The 22,707-nt window shown below is 43.7% G+C and carries 22 protein-coding genes and 1 pseudogene; 11 read left to right on the forward strand and 12 right to left on the reverse strand.

Going from position 1 to position 22,707, the window contains the following annotated elements; all coding sequences use genetic code 11:
* Positions 1–261, forward strand: a pseudogene (locus CWC03_RS23620) (hypothetical protein); the annotation flags it as partial.
* Between the two features lie 18 nt (positions 262–279).
* On the forward strand, positions 280–1,161 hold the full coding sequence (locus tag CWC03_RS06305; protein WP_138581030.1) for a LysR family transcriptional regulator: 882 nt from the start codon (positions 280–282) through the stop codon (positions 1,159–1,161).
* Here the strand turns inward: CWC03_RS06305 and CWC03_RS06310 are convergent.
* On the reverse strand, positions 1,139–1,525 hold the full coding sequence (locus CWC03_RS06310) for an MmcQ/YjbR family DNA-binding protein (protein ID WP_138581031.1): 387 nt from the start codon (positions 1,523–1,525) through the stop codon (positions 1,139–1,141). The two genes, CWC03_RS06305 and CWC03_RS06310, sit on opposite strands and share 23 nt — an antisense overlap.
* Before the next feature lie 132 nt (positions 1,526–1,657).
* Positions 1,658–2,668, reverse strand: coding sequence for a hypothetical protein (locus tag CWC03_RS06315; RefSeq protein WP_138581032.1), 1,011 nt, complete (start codon positions 2,666–2,668; stop codon positions 1,658–1,660).
* Between the two features lie 166 nt (positions 2,669–2,834).
* Here CWC03_RS06315 and CWC03_RS06320 point away from each other — a divergent pair, with 166 nt between their 5' ends.
* The 6 genes from CWC03_RS06320 (at position 2,835) to CWC03_RS06345 (ending at position 9,408) form a co-directional block, all read left to right on the forward strand.
* Complete coding sequence (locus CWC03_RS06320) at positions 2,835–3,152, forward strand: hypothetical protein (RefSeq protein ID WP_138581033.1); 318 nt, start codon at positions 2,835–2,837, stop codon at positions 3,150–3,152.
* 32 nt (positions 3,153–3,184) lie between these two features.
* Positions 3,185–3,919 (forward strand): helix-turn-helix transcriptional regulator, encoded by a 735-nt coding sequence (locus CWC03_RS06325; protein WP_138581034.1) that lies wholly within the window; start codon positions 3,185–3,187, stop codon positions 3,917–3,919.
* Between the two features lie 117 nt (positions 3,920–4,036).
* Positions 4,037–4,591: a hypothetical protein gene (locus CWC03_RS06330; RefSeq protein WP_138581035.1), complete on the forward strand. Its 555-nt coding sequence runs from the start codon at positions 4,037–4,039 to the stop codon at positions 4,589–4,591.
* A gap of 269 nt (positions 4,592–4,860) precedes the next feature.
* On the forward strand, positions 4,861–5,235 hold the full coding sequence (locus CWC03_RS06335; protein WP_249313958.1) for a PoNe immunity protein domain-containing protein: 375 nt from the start codon (positions 4,861–4,863) through the stop codon (positions 5,233–5,235).
* Positions 5,236–5,634: 399 nt separating this feature from the next.
* A complete protein-coding gene (locus CWC03_RS06340) occupies positions 5,635–7,242 on the forward strand; it encodes a methyl-accepting chemotaxis protein (RefSeq protein WP_138581036.1) in 1,608 nt (535 codons plus the stop codon).
* Between the two features lie 684 nt (positions 7,243–7,926).
* Entirely contained in the window at positions 7,927–9,408 is a 1,482-nt protein-coding gene (locus CWC03_RS06345) for a sensor domain-containing diguanylate cyclase (protein ID WP_249313959.1), read from the forward strand.
* Between the two features lie 3 nt (positions 9,409–9,411).
* Here the strand turns inward: CWC03_RS06345 and CWC03_RS06350 are convergent, their stop codons facing one another.
* Complete coding sequence (locus tag CWC03_RS06350) at positions 9,412–9,594, reverse strand: alternative ribosome-rescue factor A (protein ID WP_010606219.1); 183 nt, start codon at positions 9,592–9,594, stop codon at positions 9,412–9,414.
* Between the two features lie 212 nt (positions 9,595–9,806).
* Here CWC03_RS06350 and CWC03_RS06355 point away from each other — a divergent pair, with 212 nt between their 5' ends.
* Both CWC03_RS06355 and CWC03_RS06360 read left to right on the forward strand, forming a co-directional pair.
* Positions 9,807–10,814, forward strand: a complete 1,008-nt coding sequence (locus CWC03_RS06355; protein ID WP_138581039.1) for an alpha/beta fold hydrolase — start codon at positions 9,807–9,809, stop codon at positions 10,812–10,814.
* Positions 10,815–11,061: 247 nt separating this feature from the next.
* Positions 11,062–12,606: a basic secretory protein-like protein gene (locus tag CWC03_RS06360; protein ID WP_138581041.1), complete on the forward strand. Its 1,545-nt coding sequence runs from the start codon at positions 11,062–11,064 to the stop codon at positions 12,604–12,606.
* Between the two features lie 85 nt (positions 12,607–12,691).
* Here CWC03_RS06360 and CWC03_RS06365 read toward each other — a convergent pair whose 3' ends face one another.
* The 6 genes from CWC03_RS06365 to CWC03_RS06385 form a co-directional block, all read right to left on the reverse strand.
* Positions 12,692–13,009: a hypothetical protein gene (locus CWC03_RS06365; protein ID WP_138581043.1), complete on the reverse strand. Its 318-nt coding sequence runs from the start codon at positions 13,007–13,009 to the stop codon at positions 12,692–12,694.
* Positions 13,010–13,018: 9 nt separating this feature from the next.
* Positions 13,019–13,741: a subclass B1 metallo-beta-lactamase gene (gene bla, locus CWC03_RS06370; RefSeq protein ID WP_138581044.1), complete on the reverse strand. Its 723-nt coding sequence runs from the start codon at positions 13,739–13,741 to the stop codon at positions 13,019–13,021.
* A gap of 245 nt (positions 13,742–13,986) precedes the next feature.
* Complete coding sequence (locus tag CWC03_RS23415) at positions 13,987–14,154, reverse strand: hypothetical protein (RefSeq protein WP_171040214.1); 168 nt, start codon at positions 14,152–14,154, stop codon at positions 13,987–13,989.
* 231 nt (positions 14,155–14,385) lie between these two features.
* Complete coding sequence (locus tag CWC03_RS06375; RefSeq protein ID WP_138581046.1) at positions 14,386–15,516, reverse strand: sodium ion-translocating decarboxylase subunit beta; 1,131 nt, start codon at positions 15,514–15,516, stop codon at positions 14,386–14,388.
* Between the two features lie 10 nt (positions 15,517–15,526).
* Entirely contained in the window at positions 15,527–17,308 is a 1,782-nt protein-coding gene (gene oadA, locus CWC03_RS06380) for a sodium-extruding oxaloacetate decarboxylase subunit alpha (protein ID WP_138581047.1), read from the reverse strand.
* Between the two features lie 12 nt (positions 17,309–17,320).
* Positions 17,321–17,569: an OadG family protein gene (locus tag CWC03_RS06385; RefSeq protein WP_138581048.1), complete on the reverse strand. Its 249-nt coding sequence runs from the start codon at positions 17,567–17,569 to the stop codon at positions 17,321–17,323.
* Positions 17,570–18,009: 440 nt separating this feature from the next.
* Between CWC03_RS06385 and CWC03_RS06390 the strand changes: the two genes are divergently transcribed.
* On the forward strand, positions 18,010–18,522 hold the full coding sequence (locus tag CWC03_RS06390; RefSeq protein WP_249313960.1) for a YcxB family protein: 513 nt from the start codon (positions 18,010–18,012) through the stop codon (positions 18,520–18,522).
* A 74-nt stretch (positions 18,523–18,596) separates the two neighbouring features.
* Here CWC03_RS06390 and csrA read toward each other — a convergent pair whose 3' ends face one another.
* From csrA to alaS, 3 genes are all read right to left on the reverse strand, one after another.
* Positions 18,597–18,782: a carbon storage regulator CsrA gene (gene csrA, locus CWC03_RS06395; protein WP_010375935.1), complete on the reverse strand. Its 186-nt coding sequence runs from the start codon at positions 18,780–18,782 to the stop codon at positions 18,597–18,599.
* A gap of 90 nt (positions 18,783–18,872) precedes the next feature.
* Positions 18,873–20,096: an aspartate kinase gene (locus CWC03_RS06400; RefSeq protein ID WP_138581049.1), complete on the reverse strand. Its 1,224-nt coding sequence runs from the start codon at positions 20,094–20,096 to the stop codon at positions 18,873–18,875.
* A 7-nt stretch (positions 20,097–20,103) separates the two neighbouring features.
* On the reverse strand, positions 20,104–22,707 hold the full coding sequence (alaS, locus tag CWC03_RS06405; protein ID WP_138581051.1) for an alanine--tRNA ligase: 2,604 nt from the start codon (positions 22,705–22,707) through the stop codon (positions 20,104–20,106).

Here is a 22,707-nt window from a genome sequence, read left to right on the forward strand (position 1 = left end):
GTCGCGTCCTGCTACCGCCTAGGTACCTACATCCTTGTAGGCAAGGCGAATTTACGCACCAATAGCTGGCTATTGGAAGTGAATTCAACGCAGTTAGCGCTAAAACTGGCTGCTAGAAAGGCATTAATTATCCGAAGCTCAGGTTATTTAACCTCACCCGAGGTCAACAACCTTACGCACTCGATAGGCGTTAATGAATTCATATTTTTTGAAGGCGATGTTCATCATTTCGGAATAGGCAATCACAGCAAGCTCATTTAAACTGGTGGTATTCAATACGTGATTGAGTTTAGTGCAATGGAGTTTTACCATTTAAGGTCGTTTGTTGCGGTTGCAGAGGCCCAAAATCTAACGGCAGCAGCGAAACGACTGTACACCACACCACCTGCTATCAGCGCCCATATCAAAGCGCTTGAGGAAGAACTCAATACCGTATTGTTTCATCGTTCTAGCAAAGGGATGCAGCTCACAGAGCAAGGTAAGATCTTGCTAGACAAAGCTAAGTTAACGCTTGCAAGTGCAAATGATTTAATGCACACCGCAGCGCAAGCCAAAACACTGCTCACAGGCGAGTTCAGACTTGGCTTGAACCACCCTATTGGCACCTCGAGCGAACTTAGCACACTAATAAAAACCCTCAACCAGCATTTTCCAAGTCTTTCTTTTTCGCTGGAATTACTCTCAAGTGGTGTCATCATCGACAAACTCAGTGATGGCCTACTTGATGGTGGAGTTATTTATGGCGAAGTACCTGCACATTTTAGCGCTGTACCGCTCACAGAAGTTGCAGTTACCACCGCTTATCCAGCATCTTGGCCTACGCCATCACATAAAGCCGAATTGGCACAGATGACGTGGATACGTATGGGAAAAGGCTGCCCTTTTGATAAGCAACTTGATCAACAGCTAAGCGAAGTAAACGCGGTAAATATTAATGCTGCGGATGAGCGCTCCCGCTTGGCTTTAGTTAAGGCAGGACTCGGCGTGAGCTTTATTGAAGCCAACGCCATTGCAGATCAAGGAGCAGAGGTTGCCTTGTCTAGTTTGCTAGACTTTTCGCTCCCCGTACATTTTGTTGTAGTAAATCAAGCGCTCACAGAGCCTAAAGTGAACGCTGTGTACCAAGTCGTTTGTGCATCTATTGATGCTGCGCAAGGATAATCCCCTGCTGCTTTTTCGGCATTTTTTCGACTACAAGGCGAAATGAGTTATCCATCATCCGCTCAAGTTCTCCTGTAGGAATGGAGCCATCAAGCACCACCGTGTTCCAGAGCTTTTTATTCATGTGGTAACCCGGTAACACCGCACTAAAAATGTCTCGCAGCGCTTGCGCTTCATCAGGATCGCATTTGAGATTTACGCGCCAATGGGGATGCTCGTCATCTTCTTTGCCCATTTTACCAAGCGCCAACGTCGCGAACATTTTGTCTTTCACTTTAAATACATCAACGCCTTCACCAAAAGGCTGACTTACGCTGGTATAGGGTTTTGCAAGCAAGTAGTCGTGTACTTGTTGATGATCCATCTTATTCTTCTACCTTTAGATTAATCGTTGCCGCTTAGTAGTAAAGCATAATACCAAGCGGCGTAGTAGCATAAATTACTCAACCTGAGGTTTGAATAAGAAATACGCTAACTCATTGTTTTGAAGCTAAGGTTACTCAGGTTGTGGTGCCTGTCCTTGCCAACTCCAACTTGGAAATAGTTTGCCATTCACGACGGCATTATTACCAGAAAACAGCGAGTGCGGCCTTTCTTGCGTTACCCAATTTGTCGCAGAGGAGTGCTCCAACTCAAAAACCACGTTTCCAAAGAAGCTGTAAGGCCCTGACAAAGTCGAGTTTCTATAAGCAGCAAACAAGGTTTGGCCGCCCATCATCAGTTCACCAACACTACTTTGCTGGTCGATTTCGGCGGCGCCTTTACTCCAGATCATCAATAGGTTTATATGCGACTGCCCATCTGCTAAAAAGTAGCCATTTCCAGCAACTTGTACTGCGTCGAACTGGTTCCCTTGGGTACTTCTAGCATTGGAGGTGTCAAACACATATGCTGTCATCGCCTGATTTCCGGCTACAAACTCAGCAAAAGCGCCCCCTGCTATTTTCACTTTGGCTTGGTTTAGATTACTTAAGTAAAGATTACTATTATCTGTCACTATATAGTGATATTCAGGCTCAGTACCTTGCACTTGAGTCACGACATTATCCAATCTTGCCATTCCCTGCGCTGTCACCGTTACATTACTTTGCTGAGCGGTGCTGACAACCCCTAAGTTATTGAGCTTAACCGAACCAGACTCCACTAATACGGTCGGCTGCACACCGTTTAGCGCCGCAGAGATAACATCTTGAGTATTATCAGACCCAGAAATGGTGATACCAGGTCTCGTGATCTTAACTGGGCCCTGACATTGCCCTTGAATAGCAAAGGTTATTTCATCAACAGGCCAACTTACTTGCTCAACGGCACGTTTCAGTAAGCTGGGGTTGGTATGACAGTTGATAGTTAAAGTATACGACCCACTGACGCTTTGTGATGCGACTTGCTTTGCCAAGACATGCAGCCTTTTGACATCGCTGTCATTTGTATCCTTTGCAAAAACATGGGAAGCGCAGATAGCGGATGCAACCAAACTGCTTGCAAATATGCTTGTACTTAATTTCATTTCCTTATCCTTTACACGTTTAATCCTGCCAGTTGCAGTACCCTAAATCCTAATACAGATCCTTTGTTTTGCTAGATATAAAATGCACTGTATATTTAAACACTACTGACACTCCCTGACACAACATCGTGGTTTACTCTTTTTGAACTCAAAAAGGAGAAAGACCATGCAACAAAATGTCGTAGAGATTGTAAAATTTAAATTGGCTCTTGGTGCTACAGAGAGTGACATTATGGGTGTAAACCCAGCTTTTACCGAGTGGGTTGAACAGCAACCTGGGTTACTATATCGTTCGTTGACTAAAGACAATCAGACAGGCGAGTATTTAGATATTATTTATTGGCAATCGATGGAGCATGCTAAAGCGGTTTCGGCACAATTCCCAACAACCGAAGTATGCCAAAGATTAACGCAATACATAGACAGCGAGAGTGTCACCATTAGTCACAGTAATGTGCTCTCTCAAACCCCATGTAGCGGTTAATCAATCTGAGATTTGAATAACAAGGAAAACTCGTGCATAAATCAGAACGTCTCTTTCAGTTAGTGGATCTGCTCAAGGGTCGACGATTAGCGGTTACCGCTAAATCATTGGCCGATCACTTTACGGTATCTGAGCGTACGATTTATCGCGATATTCAGGACTTACAAAGTTCTGGCGTGCCAATTGAGGGGGAAGCAGGTGTCGGCTATATCATTGGTGACTACCCACTGCCCCCTATGATGTATAGCTATGATGAACTCACCGCATTGTTACTTGGTAGTAAAATGGTTGGAGCATGGACGGATCCCGAACTAAGCGCGCATGCAAAAGCGGCCATTGCCAAAATCGAGGCCGTGCTACCCGCTCACCTCAAACAACAGCATGACCACTCCCCTTATTTGGTCTCGAGTTTTAAGCACGGACCACAACAACAATCCTTTAACGCTACACTCAGGCTCGCCATTGCAGCTAAGCAGTGTGTACAACTTGAATATCAAGACGTTGCAAAGCAGCAGACCCAGCGTATTATCGAGCCTCTCGGATTGGTTTATTGGGGTGGAAAGTGGACGCTGGTCGCATTTTGTCAGCTCCGCAGTGATTACCGTGAATTTCGCTTGGACCGTATCACCGCGATACATAAAAGTGAGCTGACCTTTACCGTAAGTCCTGATAAAAACCTCAACCATTACGTTGAACTAGTTAAGGCCAAATACGCCGAAGAAATTGCACAGCACCAATGCCAAGCGCCTGATAAAAGTAGCAACTAATTCTAAGCTCACTGCCCGATTCATATTTTGTTACTAATACTTGCGCATCTAAAACCAACCTTTTCAAACTGCACCGCGACTAATTTTGTAAATCAGACTTACTCCTTCGAGGTGCTTATGAAAACCACAAAATCAATACTCATTATTTCGGTAACACTGACTGTGAGTGCCTGCGTTGGCTACTCCAATGCAAATACAACCGAGCCGCAAACACAAGGCAGCTACCAACTTATCGCTTACCAAGACTGTAACCCAATAATCAAACACACCATGGACACCGAACAGGTGGCCGCATACAAAGCACTCAAAGCGACAGAGCTTGATATGTCAGCTTCTGAGTTACCAATGAAAGATATTGAAGACAAGCTCGCACTGCTCAGCAAAGAAATGGAAGCCATTAGTAAAGAGGCGATACAAGAAGACGACGATCGACTTGTGTTCAATAAAGCGCTACTGGCAAAACAAGAAGAAAAGGCCAAGCAAATTGAGGCAGTAATTGAAAGCCACGCAGCTAATTTTGATGCCATTGACGACTATGCCGAAAAAATCGAAGCCGCAGCAAATCGTTTTGATAAAGCTTTAAAACCCATAATTGGTGACTTAAAAGAGGTCAATATTAATATCATCGAACCCGGTGAAACCCCAAGTGCCCGTTGCCTCGCGTCAAGCTAAGTGCGTTGAACTAACTGAATGGAGGAAAATATTCCTCCAACTGTATTTGCTCATCACTTATCCTACTATTTAGACAAATTGATAAGGATTTTAGCTGGCTTGCGGGTGTGAGCAAACATGGTTACTTATACATTCAGTAAAGACACTATTTTCAAATTTATGGCTGTAGGGTTTCTTAATGATAAAACGCAGACACCCACCATTAATTCGTAGCTACCATTGTTTGGTTTCCTCAATCCTTTGATGTCGCTCCAGCTCATATTCAAGAAGTGCTTGAGGTTATTGGCGAACGCGGCAAAGACACCTTACTTGATAATGTAGCCATTGCACTTGGTGATAACGATAGACCTATTTCGCCCACACTCTACTACCCTGAAATTTATCAAAACCTTTCACTCGCTTTTACAGTACCCAGTGCACAACAGTCTGATTTACTCAATCAATTTGCACAAAACTGGTACAGTCAGCTAGAGGGCTTGGCGGACTGGCATGATAATCATAACTGTGAATGCGAATTCGAGTACACGGATTATTATATTGGTTATTGGTGCTTTGAATTAGTTTTAGCCGCTAATGTTCTAGGAATACCAAAAAAGTCCTTGGCAGATAGCGTTTATGTTCCGGTTGATTTAATTAAAAATTAACGCTTAACCTTTAAACTAAATCAACATCAGAGCCTGCAAAAGCGGATCAGTAGTACTTTTGGGCTCGCTGCAAACTTCACAACCTCAACCACAGAACTAAAAGACTAATATTTTCTCAAGATAGCATCTAAGCAGCACAAGAGATTTGTCATAAAAAATTCAATTAAATGCAACAGCAACCATACCCGACCTAATTAAAGTATAAGTGCTAAAACGATTCAAATGTAGATTGGTACTCACATTGAATAACATAACGATCTTTAAAAAAATATGCATATATACATGACAGCCAACACACCGTCGCTACAGGAATCTGCTAATATGTAACATTAGCAGTCAGCCCGAAAAATACGTATCAAGGATATGATTTAATCAAAATTTGATATTCAGGTGGTCACAATGAAATTAAGTAAAAAACTCTACCTTGCCTTTGGTACGCTAATATTACTGATGACATTCTCGAGCATCCTAGTATGGTTCAAAGTTTCATCAGAAACCGCTCGTGCTTTTGAGATCAAAAATGATGATCTTCCAGGCATGATCTACTACAACCAACTATTAGATATTGGTCATAAATTGGAAGCCTCAGCGCTCGAATATGCAAACGGTGATAAAAGCAAAAAGCAGCTATTCGATAAGCTATTTGAAGAATTCAAAGAAACACATAAAACGCTTTATATCTACGAATCAAGTAAAGCTTCAGACCGCGAAAAGATGGCTGAAATAATGCGCTTGATATCTCAATACCAAAAGCGCATTCAGACTGAGTTGTTCAATGTTCAAAATATAAGTCTAGAAAATAGTAACCGGACTTTAAAATCTGCGGATGACACTTACCTTTATCCGTTAAATAAGATCTTAACAGTGTCTGCCAACGAAGAAAGAGAAGACGCAATCAGGTCTCTTGATAATTTAGTCAATGGCCTCAACTCAACACTCTTAGTTATAATTGTCATTTGTATCGTTGCAGCAATATTAGGCGTGATTGTGGCTTACTCAATGAATAAGTCCATCATAAATCGCCTGAATCAAGTACTTGAAGTTGCAGAGCGAGTGAGTAATGGCGATATTTCTCGTCCCGATATCGCCCATCGAGACAAAGATGAAATAGATAGCCTTGCCTCGTCAACAAATAAAATGGCGGCTTCATTGAATAACCTGCTCAAGGAAATCAGTAAAGTCGTTGGAGAAGTCCGCACATCAAGCAGTAATATCGCCGCTGCAAATAACCAAATCGCCGTACGTAGCCAATCATCTTCAGATCAATCAACTCAAGTTGCTACAGCGATAGAAGAAATGAGCGCGACCGTTTCTGAAGTTGCAGCACAGAGTCAAGTCGCCGCGGGCCATGCAGATCAAGCAAGATCTCTAGCAAGTCAAGGAGGCAAGTCGGTCGGCGAAACTATAGAAAAAATCCGTGCAGCTTCAAAAGATGTGCAAAGTACCGCTAGCAACGTAACCAACTTGGGCGAGCTAAGTAGTCAAATAGGCAATGTAATTAGCGTTATTGGCAGTATTGCGGAACAAACCAACTTACTAGCGCTTAACGCGGCAATTGAGGCTGCAAGAGCTGGCGAACAAGGCCGAGGGTTTGCCGTTGTAGCCGACGAAGTAAGAACACTGGCTGAACGCACTTCAAAAGCCACAGAAGAAGTTGTATCAACAGTACAATCAATTCAATTACAAACCGAGCATGCGGTCACTTCTATGCAAAGCAGCGTGAATCAAGTTGAGCAGAGTGTATTAATGGCGGAAGAAGCTGGAACTCAGCTTGAAGAAATTGTCAAAAGTGCATCAGAAATCGCGACTATGATCCAGTCCATTGCAACAGCAACAGAGGAGCAGTCCGTAGTTGCGAGTGAAATGGCCCGTGATGTATCACATATTGAAGAGTCTAGTCGTAGCTCATTGCAAGATACCCAAGTTGCAGCTCATTCAAGTGAGGAGTTGCGTGAACAAGCCACTGCGCTTGCACAATTAGTGCAAAAGTTCACATTACGCTCATAAGGTTTTTGGGTTTACTTTAAACCTAAAAAGGACATTGCTGTTTAAGTAAGCCAGTTCCTCGAGATAAATCTCGACCTACAATTCGAGGCATGAATCTAAACGCTGACAACCACCATTATTCGTAGCTAACACTGTTTGGTGTCCTTAATCCTTGGATGTGTAGAAGTTAGTGGTGGTTGTCTGACCCAAATAATATCAGGATATTTAGACTCAAAATAACGAACTCGTTTTTAGATGGCAACTTTAGAGCATGGTGTTCTACCAAAATACACAAATCATGCTCCGCAACGGCCTTCAATATAGGCTACTTCATTAAATGCTTTATGCGTATTAGTTCACGTACAAAGTATGTTATGTTTGTCCATGCAAGCCTCAGCTGTTTGGTTATTGGTGCAGCTACGAGCACGGACTAGGCTGTAACTCACGGTTACAAACCCTAGCATTTGAATTAAGTAGCTTTTGCTTGTTTTTTGCCTGGTTTAGCTTCTTGTTCGACAAAGTGTAAAAAGTCTCAGATTAAAGGATTTTACACTGGCTAAGTTACGTACAAGTTTGTTACATTAACTTCAACAATAACCTTAGGTTTTGGTTGTGCTGCAGTCTAGGTTGAATGGCGTCAAAATACACAGCAACTTTAGTAGGAAGCTTACGCTCCTACTCGCTCTTATTTACGGCGCTGTATTTTTGTTTAGCCCCTCAATTTTTGCGCTTGATGACAATTGCTCGCTCACGACCGCTCACGGTAACTCGATTTCGCTTGCTATCAACACCACATCTTATAGCAAAGTTGAGCGCGGCAACAACACCATCTCGATAGCCTGTAATTTAAATGAAGACAGTGTTATCTCATTTGTAGACGTTGGCCTTAACCACTATCAGTGGCAAGTCAATGCTCCCTCTCCCGTCAAGTTCTCACAACCCGCATTTATCATTCCAAAAGGTAAGTACACAGCAATTCTAAGCCTAGATTCTATACAAGTTCATACGCCAAGATTTAGGCTAATGAGCATGGGGAAATTTATTTGGGAAAGTCAAAAGAGCAGCCTAGTCATGGGTGCATTTTATGGCCTTTGCTTTACCTTGATTTGCTATGTATTGATCATGGGTAGTCGCCTCAATGATCCTATATTTAGGCTTTACGGCGCTTATATCTTCTGCCTTTGTGGATTTGTATTATTCCAAGAAGGGCAATTAAATCTTTTTGTTTCATCTCAGTATAAGCCATTACTCAAACACGCATATTTACTTAGTATTGGTCTCACTGTGGTTTCAGCAACTTGGTTTATGTTGAGTATCTTACTTGTTGACAAACAGTGGCCAAAACTCGTGTTGTTACTTAAAAGTGCCGCGGGTATCGTGATGCTACTGAGCATACTTAAAATTCCCACTCAACAAGCGCAATTGTCTTACTTATTAAGCCAAATTATGGCCTATATAACCCTCGTTATTGTCGCCACTATCTTTGTGCTATCAGCTCTTCAAACCAAGCGTAAAATTGGCGAAGCAAGTTTGGTTTTTGCGGCACTGAGCCTAGTATTAGTCGGTATGGTATTTCGCGTACTGTTAGTAGGGTATAGCCCATTTATGCAGCGCTATGCACTTATTTTTGCGTTTGCCATTGAGTCTTTGCTGCTTGCCGTTGCGATATCTAAGCGAATTGGACGGCTCAGACAGCAAAAGCAACAAGCTGAAAATGAAGCAAATTATGATCAATTGTGCGCCATTTTTAACCGTCGAGGCTGGTACAAACAGGCCAACGTGCTAGTCGAGCAGTTTAATAAGCGCGGTGGTGTTTTGGCATTATTTTATATTGATTTAGATAAGTTTAAGTTGATTAATGACCAATTTGGTCACGATGCTGGAGATAAGGCGCTTGCCCATGTTGCGACGTTTTTGTTATCAAGTATCAGAAAACAAGATATTGTAGGACGCCTAGGTGGCGATGAGTTTGCTGCCCTGTGTGTATTTGACGACACACAATCTGCAGAAGAAAAAGCACAACAGCTGCAACAACAACTTAATACCTTGCAATTTAGCCATGGGAAACAAGAGGTGGCAATTCAAGGTAGTGTCGGGCGAGCATTTTCCCAACACCCGATAACAGATATCAGCGATTTAATCGCACAAGCTGACAAGCAAATGTATCAGCAAAAAACCTTATCTTAAAGCTTAGGCTGCCTTAAGATAAGGCTCTTGGCCTTTGTGCTTTACGCTACGTTGATAACTACCTTTGCCTTTTTTGCTCTTTTCAACTTTCGCCTTAAACAATGGGCTGGTTACCAACGCTTTTAGTGCGTTATCTTTAATTTCACCACGCTGATGAGCATGCTGAAGTTTGCTTTTTTTAGTCATGACTTACTCCAAATAAGAATCATATAAATTGATAGTATTGATGTATAAATTCCGGCCATCAACAAGCGCGAATATTAACCTAAATGTTTTAAAGCGCAATGGCTTTTAGCAATAAATTTTCGTCTTTTTTGACTGCTATTTTAAAGTTAAGTTCATACCCACGCTCTATACTTAAATGCAGCCCTTTCAAGTCAAGCTAAGCATTCGCGACAATGACCGATATCAAGATTGCAACCGGGATCAGCATACATTATCAGGATGAGGGTGCGCCTCGCGCCCCAGTCGTTATCTTGATAATGGGCCTTGGAGCACAAATGACAATTTGGCCAGATGAGTTGTACTTTGGGCTAGTCAATAAAGGTTTTCGGGTGATCCGTTTTGATAATCGCGACACGGGATTATCGAGCCACTTAAACCATTTAGGCTCACCAAGTGTGATAAAAACCATGCTGAGTAAAAAACTTCCCATCCGCGCTTCTGTTCCCTATACCCTAGAAGATATGGCCGAAGATGTTGTCGCTTTGATGGCAGGGCTTAAGATCAAACGCGCCCACCTAGTTGGTGCTTCTATGGGCGGGATGATTGCTCAAATTGTTGCTGCTAAGCATAAAAAGAAAGTGATAAGTTTAACCTCTATTATGTCAACCTCAGCGTATCCCAAGTTTACCGCAGCAAATGTAAAAGTCATGCTGCAACTGGCAAAAGCACGGCCAAAATCAGACTGCCACCAATCTGCCATTCAATACAATATAAAACTCAACCAGCTGATCGGCAGTCCTGCCTACCCTCAAGACGAAGGGACGCTACATCAACAAGCCAAACACAGTATTGAACGCGCGCACAACCCGCAAGGATTTAAGCGTCAGCTTGCGGCGATTGTCGCAAGCCAATGTCGCAAGCACACGCTGGCACAGATAAAAACGCCAACACTTGTGATCCATGGTACCGACGACCCTATTTTTCCCGCAGCCGCTGGTCAGCAAACCGCCGCCACTATTCGCAAATCCAAACTAAAGTTGGTCAATGGGATGGGCCATGACTTCCCTCCAATGCTCATGCAAAAAATTGCCAAATGGGTGGCAAAGCACGCAACTAAAGCAGAGCGAAAGCGATTAAAAAAGAAACAGCGAAAGCAAAATGCGACCCAAGAGACTGCGAATAAAAAAATCCCGAAAAATCAATCAAACACAACCCAACAAAACACTGATATCAATAAATAACATTCCCTAACTTTACGCCCGTAAAGCCTGATTCCGCTAGCCTTCACAGCGTAATTCAATCTAAATGAGAAGCAACAATTTCACCTTTATCGTTAAATTAAAGTAAATTACCATTTGACAAACGCACATAAAAGCAACAACAATTAAATCGTTCCAAACACATTTGGGCGCAAAATAAAAATAACCATGGATACAACATCAACAGATATCTGCCCACAAAAAGTGGAACGATACAAAAGAGATCAACATGAACATCATTATAGCTAAAACGCGATTCCAACGTTCTTTTATAGCAGCCGCTTTAGTGAGCCTGGGCTTAAGCTCGGCGCACGCAAATAGCGATCTGACAACTGCCAATGCCGCTGCTATCAGCGTTTCAGGAGAAAACCAACCCTATGAGGGCAAAGTCAACGCATTTGATAATAACCACTACAGCAAGTGGCTTACTTTTTCAGCTTCCGGTTGGATAAGTTATGCGTTTAGCGAAGCAGTTAATTTAACAGCTTACACACTCACTTCCGCGAACGATGCGCCACAAAGAGATCCCAAAAATTGGACGCTTCAAGGCTCTCAAGACGGTCAAGTGTGGTTCACTATAGATTCGCAAAACAATCAAAGTTTTGCTTCAAGACATCAAACTAAGCAGTTCAATGTCAGTACCAATCAAGCGTACCGCTTTGTGCGCTTAAATGTCACCGCAACGCAAGGTGCCAATTTATTACAGCTTGCAGAAATCGAATTTATCGGTGCTCCGGCAAACGGTGGTACAACCTTGCCATTTAACCAAAGTGGTAGCGTTACTCCTGGTCAATGGGCGCATTTTGGGCCATTTACAAGCTCAGCTCCTATCACAGCAACCTTGACCGGCAGCGGTGATGCAGATCTATACCTAAAAGCAAATAGCCAACCGACCACCGCAAGTTATGACTGCCAAAGTATCAATGATGCTAGTTCCAACGAGCGCTGTGATATAAGCTCAAATGCGCCGGTTTATGTTTCTGTATACGGTTTCCAAAGCGCCAATTACGAATTAACCGTCAGTAGCGATAGCACACCACCAAACGACACGTGGCAACGCCCGGAAGTAAACTTTGTTGATGTTAACCCTGAAACACAAGGCTCGGCATTATTTAAACGGATCATATCAAACCCAGCCGCGCATATGGCCGAACGCTGTGTGGATGTAGCAAAAGTGCTATACCGCGACGCCAGTGAATCCCAGCGTTTTAGAAAATTGCAGTTTGAGCTGAGAGCCAAAGATCATTGGGGTAAGGATTTCGTTGCCTATAAGATGGGACAAGACGGTTCAGGTGAGATGACTATCGTCGTTAGCACCGCGCATTTAGAACGTATTTATCGCGATAATAATAACAACGATGCCGTGATCCGTGATGAAATCGACGGAATTTTATTCCATGAGGTCACCCATGGTTACAATAACTCGCCACTGACTCATGACAGCTATGGTGATGGCAAGGCAAACTGGGCATACACCGAAGGTCTAGCTGATGCAGTGCGGATCGGTGCGGGTTTTCATAAATCACGCTCACCAGATATCATCAACGCTAAACGCTGGCTTAGTGGCTACACCACAACTGGGTTTTTCTTGCATTACGTCAAACAACAGCACGACTCAGAGTTTATCTACAAGTTTAACAAAGCGGCGAAAGATATGGGCAATTATACTTGGTCATTTGATGCTGCATTTCAACACATTTTGGGCCGAAGTGTCGAAGATGTTTGGAACGAATATGTCGCCTTTATCCAAAATGGCGGACAGCTAGAGTATTAATTCTTAAATAGTAACTCTGCCGCTTAAAAGAGTCTCAGAGGTGTTCTAAGCGCTCCCTCTACAAGACTCTTTTACGCAATTTTCGCTAATTTTGTGACGTCTGCTCGTGGGACATTGTTTTAAGTTTAATCGCAAGGCCACAGGAGAAGTAGATCTTCACCACTCCAACAATGATCAAGTGAAAGTTTGGGTGTGAAAGCAAATCTAAGTCATAGAGATAGGCTGCTTTCATTGGCGCGTCGCCATTTTCTATCATGGCGATTAGCCAATGATAGATTGCAATCCCCTCTTTGATAACCCCAAGCACTATCAAGGCTACGCCCGCTAAAAACAACAAGCGACAATACCACAAAGCAGTTTCTAAACCCGGACAGCGTAAATTACGAAACGGAATTAATTTCATGTAAGTCCTTTATTTACCTTTTAATTGCTCAATTTTGATTAACTCAACGGTATGGTGCAACAAAGATAAATCCCCTTCTTTACCATGCCCTGGGACAACCATGTTTGCTTCCGGATATCGGCTCAACACCTTGTGTATAGACGCTTGCCACTCATCAACTGAAGCATCCTCCAAGTTACCTAAGTTTTTACTCGCCACACTTTTCACAAAGCATCCTGCGAATAAAATCTTAGATTGTGGCAGCCACACGACAATATTGTCTTTCGAGTGCCCTGCACCTGGGTAATAGGTTTCAACGACACCTGACTTTATCGCTGCTGAGGCTTGCGGCAAATTATGTAACGCGATTGTGCTGTTTTTTTGGGCTAATAGATGATTAGTTTGGGCTGATGCATAGGTTGGGATTTGATGTTTATTTAATACCGCTAGGCCACCGCTTGCATCTTGATGATAATGCGTGACCACCGCCCCTTTAACATTGAGCTTGCGGTCTTCAGTCCATAAAAGCAGCGTTTCTGTGTCTTGCTCGGTCCAAGGTGTATCAACAATATAAGCATCTTTACCGTCGACCACAACCAGCCCAGAGCCTGCCACTAACCCCCAGGGTTCGACGTGTAGCGAAGATTCATGTTTATAAACATGCTCTGCAATCGGCGTTACCACTAAGGTCGATGCTTCCGTTGCAGCTGTCACGCAGGGTAACAAGAATAAGAAAGGAGCTAAAAACTTCATCTGAAGCTGCTCGTGTTAATTAAAAGTAACGAAAGACTATCAAGTTTAAGAATATAAAGTCCAGTGAAATGAAACATCAAGCTGCTAAATAACAGAAATCGACTTTTTGGTGTTAAACACGTGTGGGAGAGGGAATTGTTACATTTACTATAGTTTAGTTATTGGTTTTATGTACGCCCAACATGGTTTCACATCAGGCGTAATAGTATCGCAACCTGAATGAGATCAGGCTGGACTTAAAGCATTTAGTTTGGACGCTTACAGTAGTGCTTGCCTGTAGGAGGTGGATTACACGCCATTAGCCCTGTTAATGTATCAGTCCCTCTTGCGCCTGCAACATCTTTAGTTTGAGCTGCTGCGATCTCTTTACCTAATAAGCTTTTTAAGTTGGTTTTCTTCATAGTTAACTTCATGTTACTTCCTTATTTTCATTGTTATACTCAGATAACACGTTACACAAAAAAAACAGAAAAACAACCCTCTAACAGAAACAAAGAATTTTTTTTAAACGATTTGATACCGGAAAGTACCAAAATCACAACAAAACTTACTACCGTCTTATTTTCCCAATTGAGCTTGTATTATAGGCCTAAAAAATGCGCGGCAACCTAAAATCGCCACGCAAATGGTTGGAGAAGTGTAACTTAGCCTACCAGTGCAAGCAAAATACCAGCAGCAACCGCACTGCCTAATACACCCGCGACATTGGGGCCCATCGCATGCATCAGCAAGAAGTTATGTGGATTACTTTCAAGGCCGACCTTATTAACCACACGCGCAGCCATTGGTACCGCAGATACCCCAGCGGCACCAACCAGCGGATTAATGGGCGTATCGCTAAACTTATTCATGGTTTTAGCCATTAACACCCCTGTTGCTGTGCCAATTCCAAAAGCCACGGCACCTAGCGCTAAAATCCCCAACGTCTCAACCGTTAAGAATTGATCAGCTGCCAGCTTTGAGCCCACCGCCAACCCGAGGAAAATAGTGGTAATATTAATCAACTCGTTTTGCGCCGTTTTACTCAAGCGGTCTACTACACCACACTCTTTCATCAAGTTGCCCAAGCAGAACATACCAACCAAAGGTGTTGCAGCAGGTAAAAACAATATCGTCAAACCTAGTACGGCCAGAGGAAATAAGATTTTTTCGGTTTTTGATACATGGCGCAGTTGTGGCATCGCAATCTGACGCTCCTCCTGCGTCGTGAGTGCTTTCATGATGGGTGGTTGAATAATTGGCACTAACGCCATATATGAATAGGCCGCCACCGCTATTGCCCCTAGTAACTCGGGTGCAAGCTTAGACGCGAGGAATATCGCAGTTGGTCCATCTGCACCGCCAATAATAGCGATTGCTGAAGCGTCTTGCAGGGTAAATTCAAAGCCCGGAATATAATTCAGCAAAATAGCCCCAAACAAAGTGGCAAAAATCCCAAACTGCGCAGCGGCACCAAGCAACAGCATCTTGGGGTTCGCTATCAAGGCACTAAAGTCCGTCATCGCGCCCACTCCCATAAAGATCAGTAAGGGGAATACTCCGCTGTCTATACCAATGTAATACACGTAGTATAAAAGCCCGCCTGGATCGGCAAGCCCAGCGACAGGAATATTCGTGAGTATGGCACCAAAGCCAATAGGCACTAATAGCAAGGGCTCAAAGCCTTTGGCGATCGCAAGATACAAAAGTCCGCAGCCCACAGCCATCATGCAAAGTGCTGGCACTGTGAAGTTGGCAAGCCCTGTTGCTTGCCATAAATTAAGTAACCCTTCCATCACGACATCCTTATGCTAAAGACATGATGGCATCGCCAGCACTGACAGAGTCGCCTTCAGAGACGAGTAGCTCCGCGACTTGGCCACTGTGTGTTGCACGCACCTCGGTTTCCATTTTCATGGCTTCCATGATGAGTACCACATCGCCCTCTTGCACTTCATCTCCTGCCCGCACCATAAGCTTAAAAATATTGCCGGCAAGTGGCGCATTCAAAGTTTCACTGGAGCTCACAGAGGTTGATTGCGGAATAAGCTCACTGTCTTTGACTTGTACTTCTTTGAGCTCACCACCCGGCGCAACCACTACATCGTATACTTTACCATCCACCTTTACGCTGTAACGCTCAGCAGCTGATGAATTGGCTTTAGAAGGCGTCGCTGCAGCTTTTTGTTCTTTACTTTCAACAAGCGTCGGCTTTGGCTCAAATGCATCTGAATTATTGCGATTTTTCAGGAACTTAAGACCAATCTGAGGGAATAATGCATAGGTAAGCACATCATCAATAACCTCATCTGCTAGGTTAATTTGCTCCTCTTTTGCCGTGGCGACTAACTCGCTTTGTAAACTATCCAACTCAGGTTCAATTAAGTCGGCAGGACGGCAAGTAATAGGCTCTGCGCCTTCAAGCACACGCTGTTGTAAAGCTTGGTCGACTTGCGCTGGTGTCGCGCCATATTCGCCTTTCAGCACGCCAGCCGTTTCTTTGGTTATAGACTTGTATCGCTCACCAGTCAGTACGTTTAATACCGCTTGCGTCCCGACTATCTGTGAGGTTGGTGTTACGAGCGGCAGATAACCAAGCTCTTTACGCACACTTGGAATTTCTTTTAGTACCGCGTCAAGCTTGTCACCTGCACCTTGCTCTCGAAGTTGATTTTCCATATTGGTTAACATGCCACCTGGCACTTGTGCAGATAGAATACGACCATCTACCCCTTTCAAGCTGCCTTCAAAAGCGGCATATTTCTTTCTCACTTCACGGAAATAAGCTGCAACTTCTTCAAGCTCAAGTAAGTCAAGCCCTGTATCACGTTCTGTGCCTTCCACAATCGCCGCAATAGTTTCTGTTGCGCTATGGCCATAGGTCATACTCATCGAAGAAATCGCCGTATCGAGCATATCGATACCCGCATCTATGGCTTTTTGATAAGTTGCGGTGCTGAGTCCTGTGGTTGCATGGCACTGCATTGCGATAGGAATCGAGACGGACGCTTTAAGCCCAGAGATTAATTTTTCGGCATCATAGGGTTTCAGTAACCCAGCCATGTCCTTGATACAAATAGAGTGACAGCCTAAGTCTTCAAGCTGCTTAGCTTGCGTGAGCCACATTTCCAGCGTATGAACTGGGCTTACGGTGTACGAAATCGTCCCCTGCGCATGCGCGCCCACTTTAATGGCCGCTTTAATGGCCGTTTCTAAGTTGCGCACGTCGTTCATTGCGTCGAATATTCTAAATACATCTACCCCGTTATAGTGGGCACGTTCAACAAACTTCTCGACAACATCATCAGCGTAATGACGATAGCCCAATAAATTCTGGCCACGCAGTAGCATTTGCTGTTTGGTTTTCGGCATCGCAGCTTTCAGTGCACGGATCCGCTCCCATGGATCTTCGCCTAAATAGCGAATACACGAGTCGAAGGTTGCTCCCCCCCACGATTCAACAGACCAATAGCCCATATTATCGAGCTTCTCAGCGATAGGAAGCATATCTTCCAAACGCATTCTGGTGGCGAGTAATGACTGATGCGCATCGCGCAGCACTAATTCGGTTAGCTTTAACTGTGACATGCAAAACCCCTATTAATAGTTTTTTCTGTAGGCTGCAACGGCAGCGCTTATGGCTGCAATATGTGCCTGCGGCACACCCTGTGACGATGTTGCTCTGGTTGTTTTTGATCTTGTGGTACTTGGCGCTACTTCTTTAAATTGAGCAGCAAAGTTGGCCAACAGCCGCATCGCAAAAATCAAAATGGACAGAAAAACAAAAACACCAACCATCCCGGTCAGCATGAGATTTCCTGCTTGCAGTAACTGCGCTCCAATATCCATTTTTACCCCTTACTTGCTATTTGGTTTTCCTATTCGATGTTAACGAACTGGTATAAACCTTCACTTTTTGTAGATATTTATTCACCTTATAACAAAAAATGTTCCAATGTAAAGCTTATTGTAAATTGGTATTACCAAAACACTTAACTTACAAATAATCAGTGAGTTAACTAGGAAAGTACTAATAAATATAGAAAATTAACGTAATAAATATGAAAAATATTCAAAATAGCGTCAACTAATACTGAGATTGTAATGAATATAGAGTGGATTTTTGATTACGCAAGGCAAATTGTAAATTGGACAGACCAAGGTATAACGTTTACGTAAACGTCACCCTGTGTAGCGCGTATTTCGCTGGTTGTAGCAAAAGGGAGCTGCAAACAATTTATTCGCATTACAGCTTTTTCAATACAGATGGGTATAATAGGGGGAAATTTTTGCCAAAACGAACGTCTATGCCCTCTCTTGAACAAAATGAAAATTTATCTTTTCAAAGCCAATTTAAGTTAGATAAAGCCTACTATCGAGAGTGTTTTGAAGAATCTGAAGCTAATGGGCTTGCGGTTAAACCGAAATATGGCCTCCTTGTACTGCTAATTGCGTTGGGGCTGTTTGCTATTTACGGTTTGCAAGAGCATTACGTCGGAAACTTTCTTATTCTACTGGCTGTGGTTGAATGCGTTGCTTTCTATTATCGCAAAGCGTGGTGGGTGATAAGGCAAGCATATTCTCGCGCAGCTGGTAATACCGTTGAAATTTCAATCACTACAACTGGCATTAGTACCAAGGCAACACATGCCGAATTTTCTTACCCATTTGACGACTTAGATAAACTCGTCGAAACAGACAGAGGTTTTTTGGTGTTTCACCAAAATAAACCGAGCTATATCAGTAAATCTGGACTTAGCGAAGAAGCAATTACCTTTTTATCCGGGCAAAGCCAGAAATAAAAAACCCCGCAGCCGCGGGGTTTTTTTGCTAGTTAAATCATGTTAACTAGCATCGTAATTCAGTATTTGGTCAATTACATATTGCCTGGGCTAGATTTTTCAGCCTGAATTCGCATGTAAATTTCTTCACGGTGAACTGAAACATCTTTAGGCGCATTTACACCAATACGCACTTGGTTACCTTTAACACCTAGTACTGTTACAGTCACTTCATCACCAATCATCAGGGTTTCACCTACTCGACGAGTTAGTATTAGCATTCTCTTGCTCCTGTTATTCCAAAATTTAAAAGATTCCGCGTCAAATCCATTTTAAATAAAAGTTCCTAGAAAAGTAAGCAAAAACTTCTTTTACTCAGTACTTTCCAATCCGAATTTGGCATGTAAAGCCCGAACAGCTAGCTCTAAATATTTTTCTTCTACCAGTGCCGAGATTTTTATCTCTGATGTGGATACTAATAGAGTGTGAATATTTTCTTCGGCCAATGCCATAAAAAAGAGACCAGCAACACCTGAATGAGATTTCATCCCGATGCCAACCGCTGAGATTTTTGCCACGTTAGCATTAACCTCTACGGTTGCGCCACCTAAATTTTGTGCATGTTGCGCTAAAACTTCTTCCGCCAGAATACAATCATTTGTGTGCACAGTAAAAGCATAGTCTATTTTTTTCTCACTGTGGTTCAAATGGTTAATCATATCGACTTCAATATTATGCTCACCAAGAAGCGAAAGTATATTGGCAAGATTACTAGGTTTTGCATCGACATTGTTAACTAGGATAAGTGCTTCGTCTTTGACGCTCGCTACCCCAGAGACCACTTTAGTGTTTTTCATCTTACCTTCCTCATAGCTAATTAAGGTGCCGTTATCGGGAGAAAACGAAGAAAGTACGCGCAGTGGTACATTGTATCGACCGGCCGCTTCAACCGAGCGGATCTGCAAAACTTTAGCGCCCACACTGGCCAGCTCCAACATCTCAGGAAAAGTAATATGTGATAAACGCCGTGCATTTGGCTCGATTCGTGGATCGGTAGTGTACACACCGTCGACATCAGTATATATCTGACATTCGTCTGCTTGCAAAGCCCCTGCGATTTCAACTGCTGAGGTATCTGTACCACCACGCCCCAACGTGGTGATATTGCCTTCTTCATCGCGTCCTTGAAATCCGGCAATAATAGTTATCCGGTTATGCTCAAGCTCTTGCTTTAAGCGGGTTGTGTCTATTTCTGTGATCCGCGCTTTAGAGAACATGTTATCGGTTTTAATGCCAACCTGATCAGCAAGTAAGCTCACGGCAGAATGCCCACGCTTAATGATGGCCATCGCCAATAACGCGATAGAAACTTGTTCGCCGGTGGTGATCAACACATCTAGCTCACGGGAACTTGGACGTGCATCGATTTGTTGGGCAAGGGAAATAAGACGATTTGTCTCGCCTGACATTGCAGACAACACGACCACCACTTGGTGGCCTTGTTGTTGTGTTTTGATAACGTGTTCGGCAACCGCCTCAATACGCTCTACCGAACCTACCGAGGTGCCACCAAACTTTTGTACAATCAGCGCCACTTGCTGATTACTGCGTTACTTCATTTAACCAAGTTGGAACACTGTTTAGTGCTGCGTCTAGGTTTTCTGGTTGTGAGCCACCAGCTTGCGCCATATCTGGACGACCGCCACCTTTACCACCGACTTGAGAAGCCATGTGATTAACTAGCTCACCTGCTTTTACCTGACCAACTAAGTCTTTCGTTACGCCAGCGATTAGGCTTACTTTATCGCCGTTTGCTACACCCAGCGCAATGACACCTGAGCCAATCTTGTTCTTCAGATCATCGACCATGCCACGCAGTGCTTTAGACTCAGTTCCTGCGACGTTCGCTACGAGTAATTTAATCCCATTCACTTCCGTTACAGAGTCAAGCAGCGTTGCACCCGCAGCACTTGCTAGTTTGTCATTTAGCTGAGCAACTTGCTTTTCAAGACCTTTGGACTTTTCAATTAGCGCTGATACTTTTTCTAGCACAGATGAGGTATCACCCTTAACCAAAGCCGCGATTTCAGAAAGCACTTGTTCTTGCTCATTAACATAAGCGATAGCATCAGCACCCGTTACCGCTTCGATACGACGAACACCTGCTGCGATACCGCCTTCTGAGACAATTTTGAATAGGCCAATATCACCTGCGCGTTTCACGTGTGTACCACCACAAAGTTCAATTGAGTACTCTCCGATTGATACAACTCGAACTTCATCATCATACTTCTCGCCAAATAGCGCCATTGCACCTTTGTCTTTGGCAGCATCGATATCCATCAATTCAGTTTGTAAAGCAAAGTTGCGGCGGATTTCTGCGTTCACTGCATCTTCTACTTGCTGCAATTGTGCTTTAGTGACGCCTTCAAAATGCGAGAAGTCGAAACGAAGACGATCTGGTAATACTAACGAGCCTTTTTGTGTTACGTGATCGCCCAGTAAATCGCGTAGTGCTTTGTGGACCAAGTGCGTTGCAGTATGGTTTTTCTTCACTCGCTCGCGACGCTCTGCGTCAATACGCGCATCGGCTTTATCGTTAACACCAATGCGGCCAACCACATGACCATGGTGTGCAAATGCATTACCTAGCTTTTGCGTGTCAGTAACCACAAACTCGCCGTTAGCTACTTTTAGTACACCCGTATCACCAACTTGGCCACCTGACTCAGCATAGAAAGGCGTGCGGTCAAGGATAACCACACCTTGTTCACCATCTTCTAACGTATTGGTGTGTTGGCCTTCTTTAAAGATTTCAACCACAGTGCCGGTATAGTGCTCGGCGTCATAGCCTTTAAAGTCAGTGTTTTTATCGGACTTCAAGCGCTCGTTGTAATCTGCACCGAACTTACCAGCCGCTTGCGCTTTTTTACGCTGCTCTTCCATACATACTTGGAAGCCGCGCTCGTCTATCGTCATAAAACGCTCACGCGCCACATCCGCAGTTAAGTCCGCAGGGAAACCATAAGTATCGTAAAGTTTGAACACTAGATCGCCAGGAATAACGTCGCCTTCAATACCTGCAAGGCTATCTTCTAGGATAGTCAAACCGCGGTCTAGAGTTTTACCAAACTGATCTTCTTCAATGCGTAATACTTTTTCGATAATCGCTTGTTGCTTCACTAGTTCAGGGTAAGCTTCACCCATTTGCTCAGCAAGTGCGGCAACTAACTTGTAGAAGAATGCCCCTTTTGCACCGAGTTTATTGCCGTGACGAACTGCACGACGAATAATACGACGCAGCACGTAACCACGGCCCTCGTTAGATGGCATAACGCCGTCAGCAATAAGGAACGCACACGAACGAATGTGGTCAGCAACTACACGTAGTGATTTATCTTCTAAATCTTGAGCATCTGTTACTTTTGCAGCGGCTTTAATCAGCGCTTGGAACAAGTCAATCTCATAGTTTGAGTGCACACCCTGCATAATTGCAGAGATACGCTCAAGACCCATTCCGGTATCAACCGACTGCATTGGCAGCGGTTCCATTGTGCCGTCTGCATGACGGTTGTACTGCATGAATACTAAGTTCCAGATCTCAATGAAGCGATCACCGTCCTCTTCTGGTGAGCCCGGAGGCCCCCCCCAAATGTGCTCGCCGTGATCATAAAAGATTTCAGAGCAAGGACCGCAAGGACCCGTATCGCCCATTGACCAAAAGTTATCCGCCGTCGCGATACGGATGATCCTGTCTTCAGGAACACCAACTTGTTTTGACCAGATATCAAACGCTTCGTCGTCTTCATGATAAATAGTAACTAGCAGCTTTTCTTTTGGTAGCTTGATCACATCTGTTAGGAAGCTCCAAGCAAATTTTATTGCGTCGGTTTTAAAATAATCACCAAAGCTAAAGTTACCTAGCATTTCGAAGAAAGTGTGGTGTCTTGCGGTATAACCTACGTTTTCAAGGTCATTATGTTTACCACCCGCACGAACACAGCGCTGTGAACTAGTTGCTCGCGTATAAGGGCGCTTTTCCGCTCCCAAGAAGGCATCTTTAAACTGCACCATACCAGCGTTGGTGAATAATAAGGTGGCATCATTACCCGGAATTAACGAGCTTGAAGGCACCACTTGATGTTGTTGTTTAGCAAAGAAATCTAAGAAGCTTTGCCTGATTTGTGCGGTAGTCATATGCTGCAT

It is taken from the genome of Pseudoalteromonas sp. S2755 (assembly GCF_005886535.1).
Lineage (GTDB): Bacteria > Pseudomonadota > Gammaproteobacteria > Enterobacterales > Alteromonadaceae > Pseudoalteromonas.

Coding starts and splice junctions, on each gene's coding strand:
- CWC03_RS06310 (WP_138581031.1), bottom strand. CDS start 1,525: ATGGATCATCAACAAGTACACGACTACTTGCTTGCAAAACCCTATACC.
- CWC03_RS06315 (WP_138581032.1), bottom strand. CDS start 2,668: ATGAAATTAAGTACAAGCATATTTGCAAGCAGTTTGGTTGCATCCGCT.
- CWC03_RS06320 (WP_138581033.1), top strand. CDS start 2,835: ATGCAACAAAATGTCGTAGAGATTGTAAAATTTAAATTGGCTCTTGGT.
- CWC03_RS06330 (WP_138581035.1), top strand. CDS start 4,037: ATGAAAACCACAAAATCAATACTCATTATTTCGGTAACACTGACTGTG.
- CWC03_RS06340 (WP_138581036.1), top strand. CDS start 5,635: ATGAAATTAAGTAAAAAACTCTACCTTGCCTTTGGTACGCTAATATTA.
- CWC03_RS06350 (WP_010606219.1), bottom strand. CDS start 9,594: ATGACTAAAAAAAGCAAACTTCAGCATGCTCATCAGCGTGGTGAAATT.
- CWC03_RS06355 (WP_138581039.1), top strand. CDS start 9,807: ATGACCGATATCAAGATTGCAACCGGGATCAGCATACATTATCAGGAT.
- CWC03_RS06360 (WP_138581041.1), top strand. CDS start 11,062: ATGAACATCATTATAGCTAAAACGCGATTCCAACGTTCTTTTATAGCA.
- CWC03_RS06365 (WP_138581043.1), bottom strand. CDS start 13,009: ATGAAATTAATTCCGTTTCGTAATTTACGCTGTCCGGGTTTAGAAACT.
- bla (WP_138581044.1), bottom strand. CDS start 13,741: ATGAAGTTTTTAGCTCCTTTCTTATTCTTGTTACCCTGCGTGACAGCT.
- CWC03_RS23415 (WP_171040214.1), bottom strand. CDS start 14,154: ATGAAGTTAACTATGAAGAAAACCAACTTAAAAAGCTTATTAGGTAAA.
- CWC03_RS06375 (WP_138581046.1), bottom strand. CDS start 15,516: ATGGAAGGGTTACTTAATTTATGGCAAGCAACAGGGCTTGCCAACTTC.
- oadA (WP_138581047.1), bottom strand. CDS start 17,308: ATGTCACAGTTAAAGCTAACCGAATTAGTGCTGCGCGATGCGCATCAG.
- CWC03_RS06385 (WP_138581048.1), bottom strand. CDS start 17,569: ATGGATATTGGAGCGCAGTTACTGCAAGCAGGAAATCTCATGCTGACC.
- csrA (WP_010375935.1), bottom strand. CDS start 18,782: ATGCTAATACTAACTCGTCGAGTAGGTGAAACCCTGATGATTGGTGAT.
- alaS (WP_138581051.1), bottom strand. CDS start 22,707: ATGCAGCATATGACTACCGCACAAATCAGGCAAAGCTTCTTAGATTTC.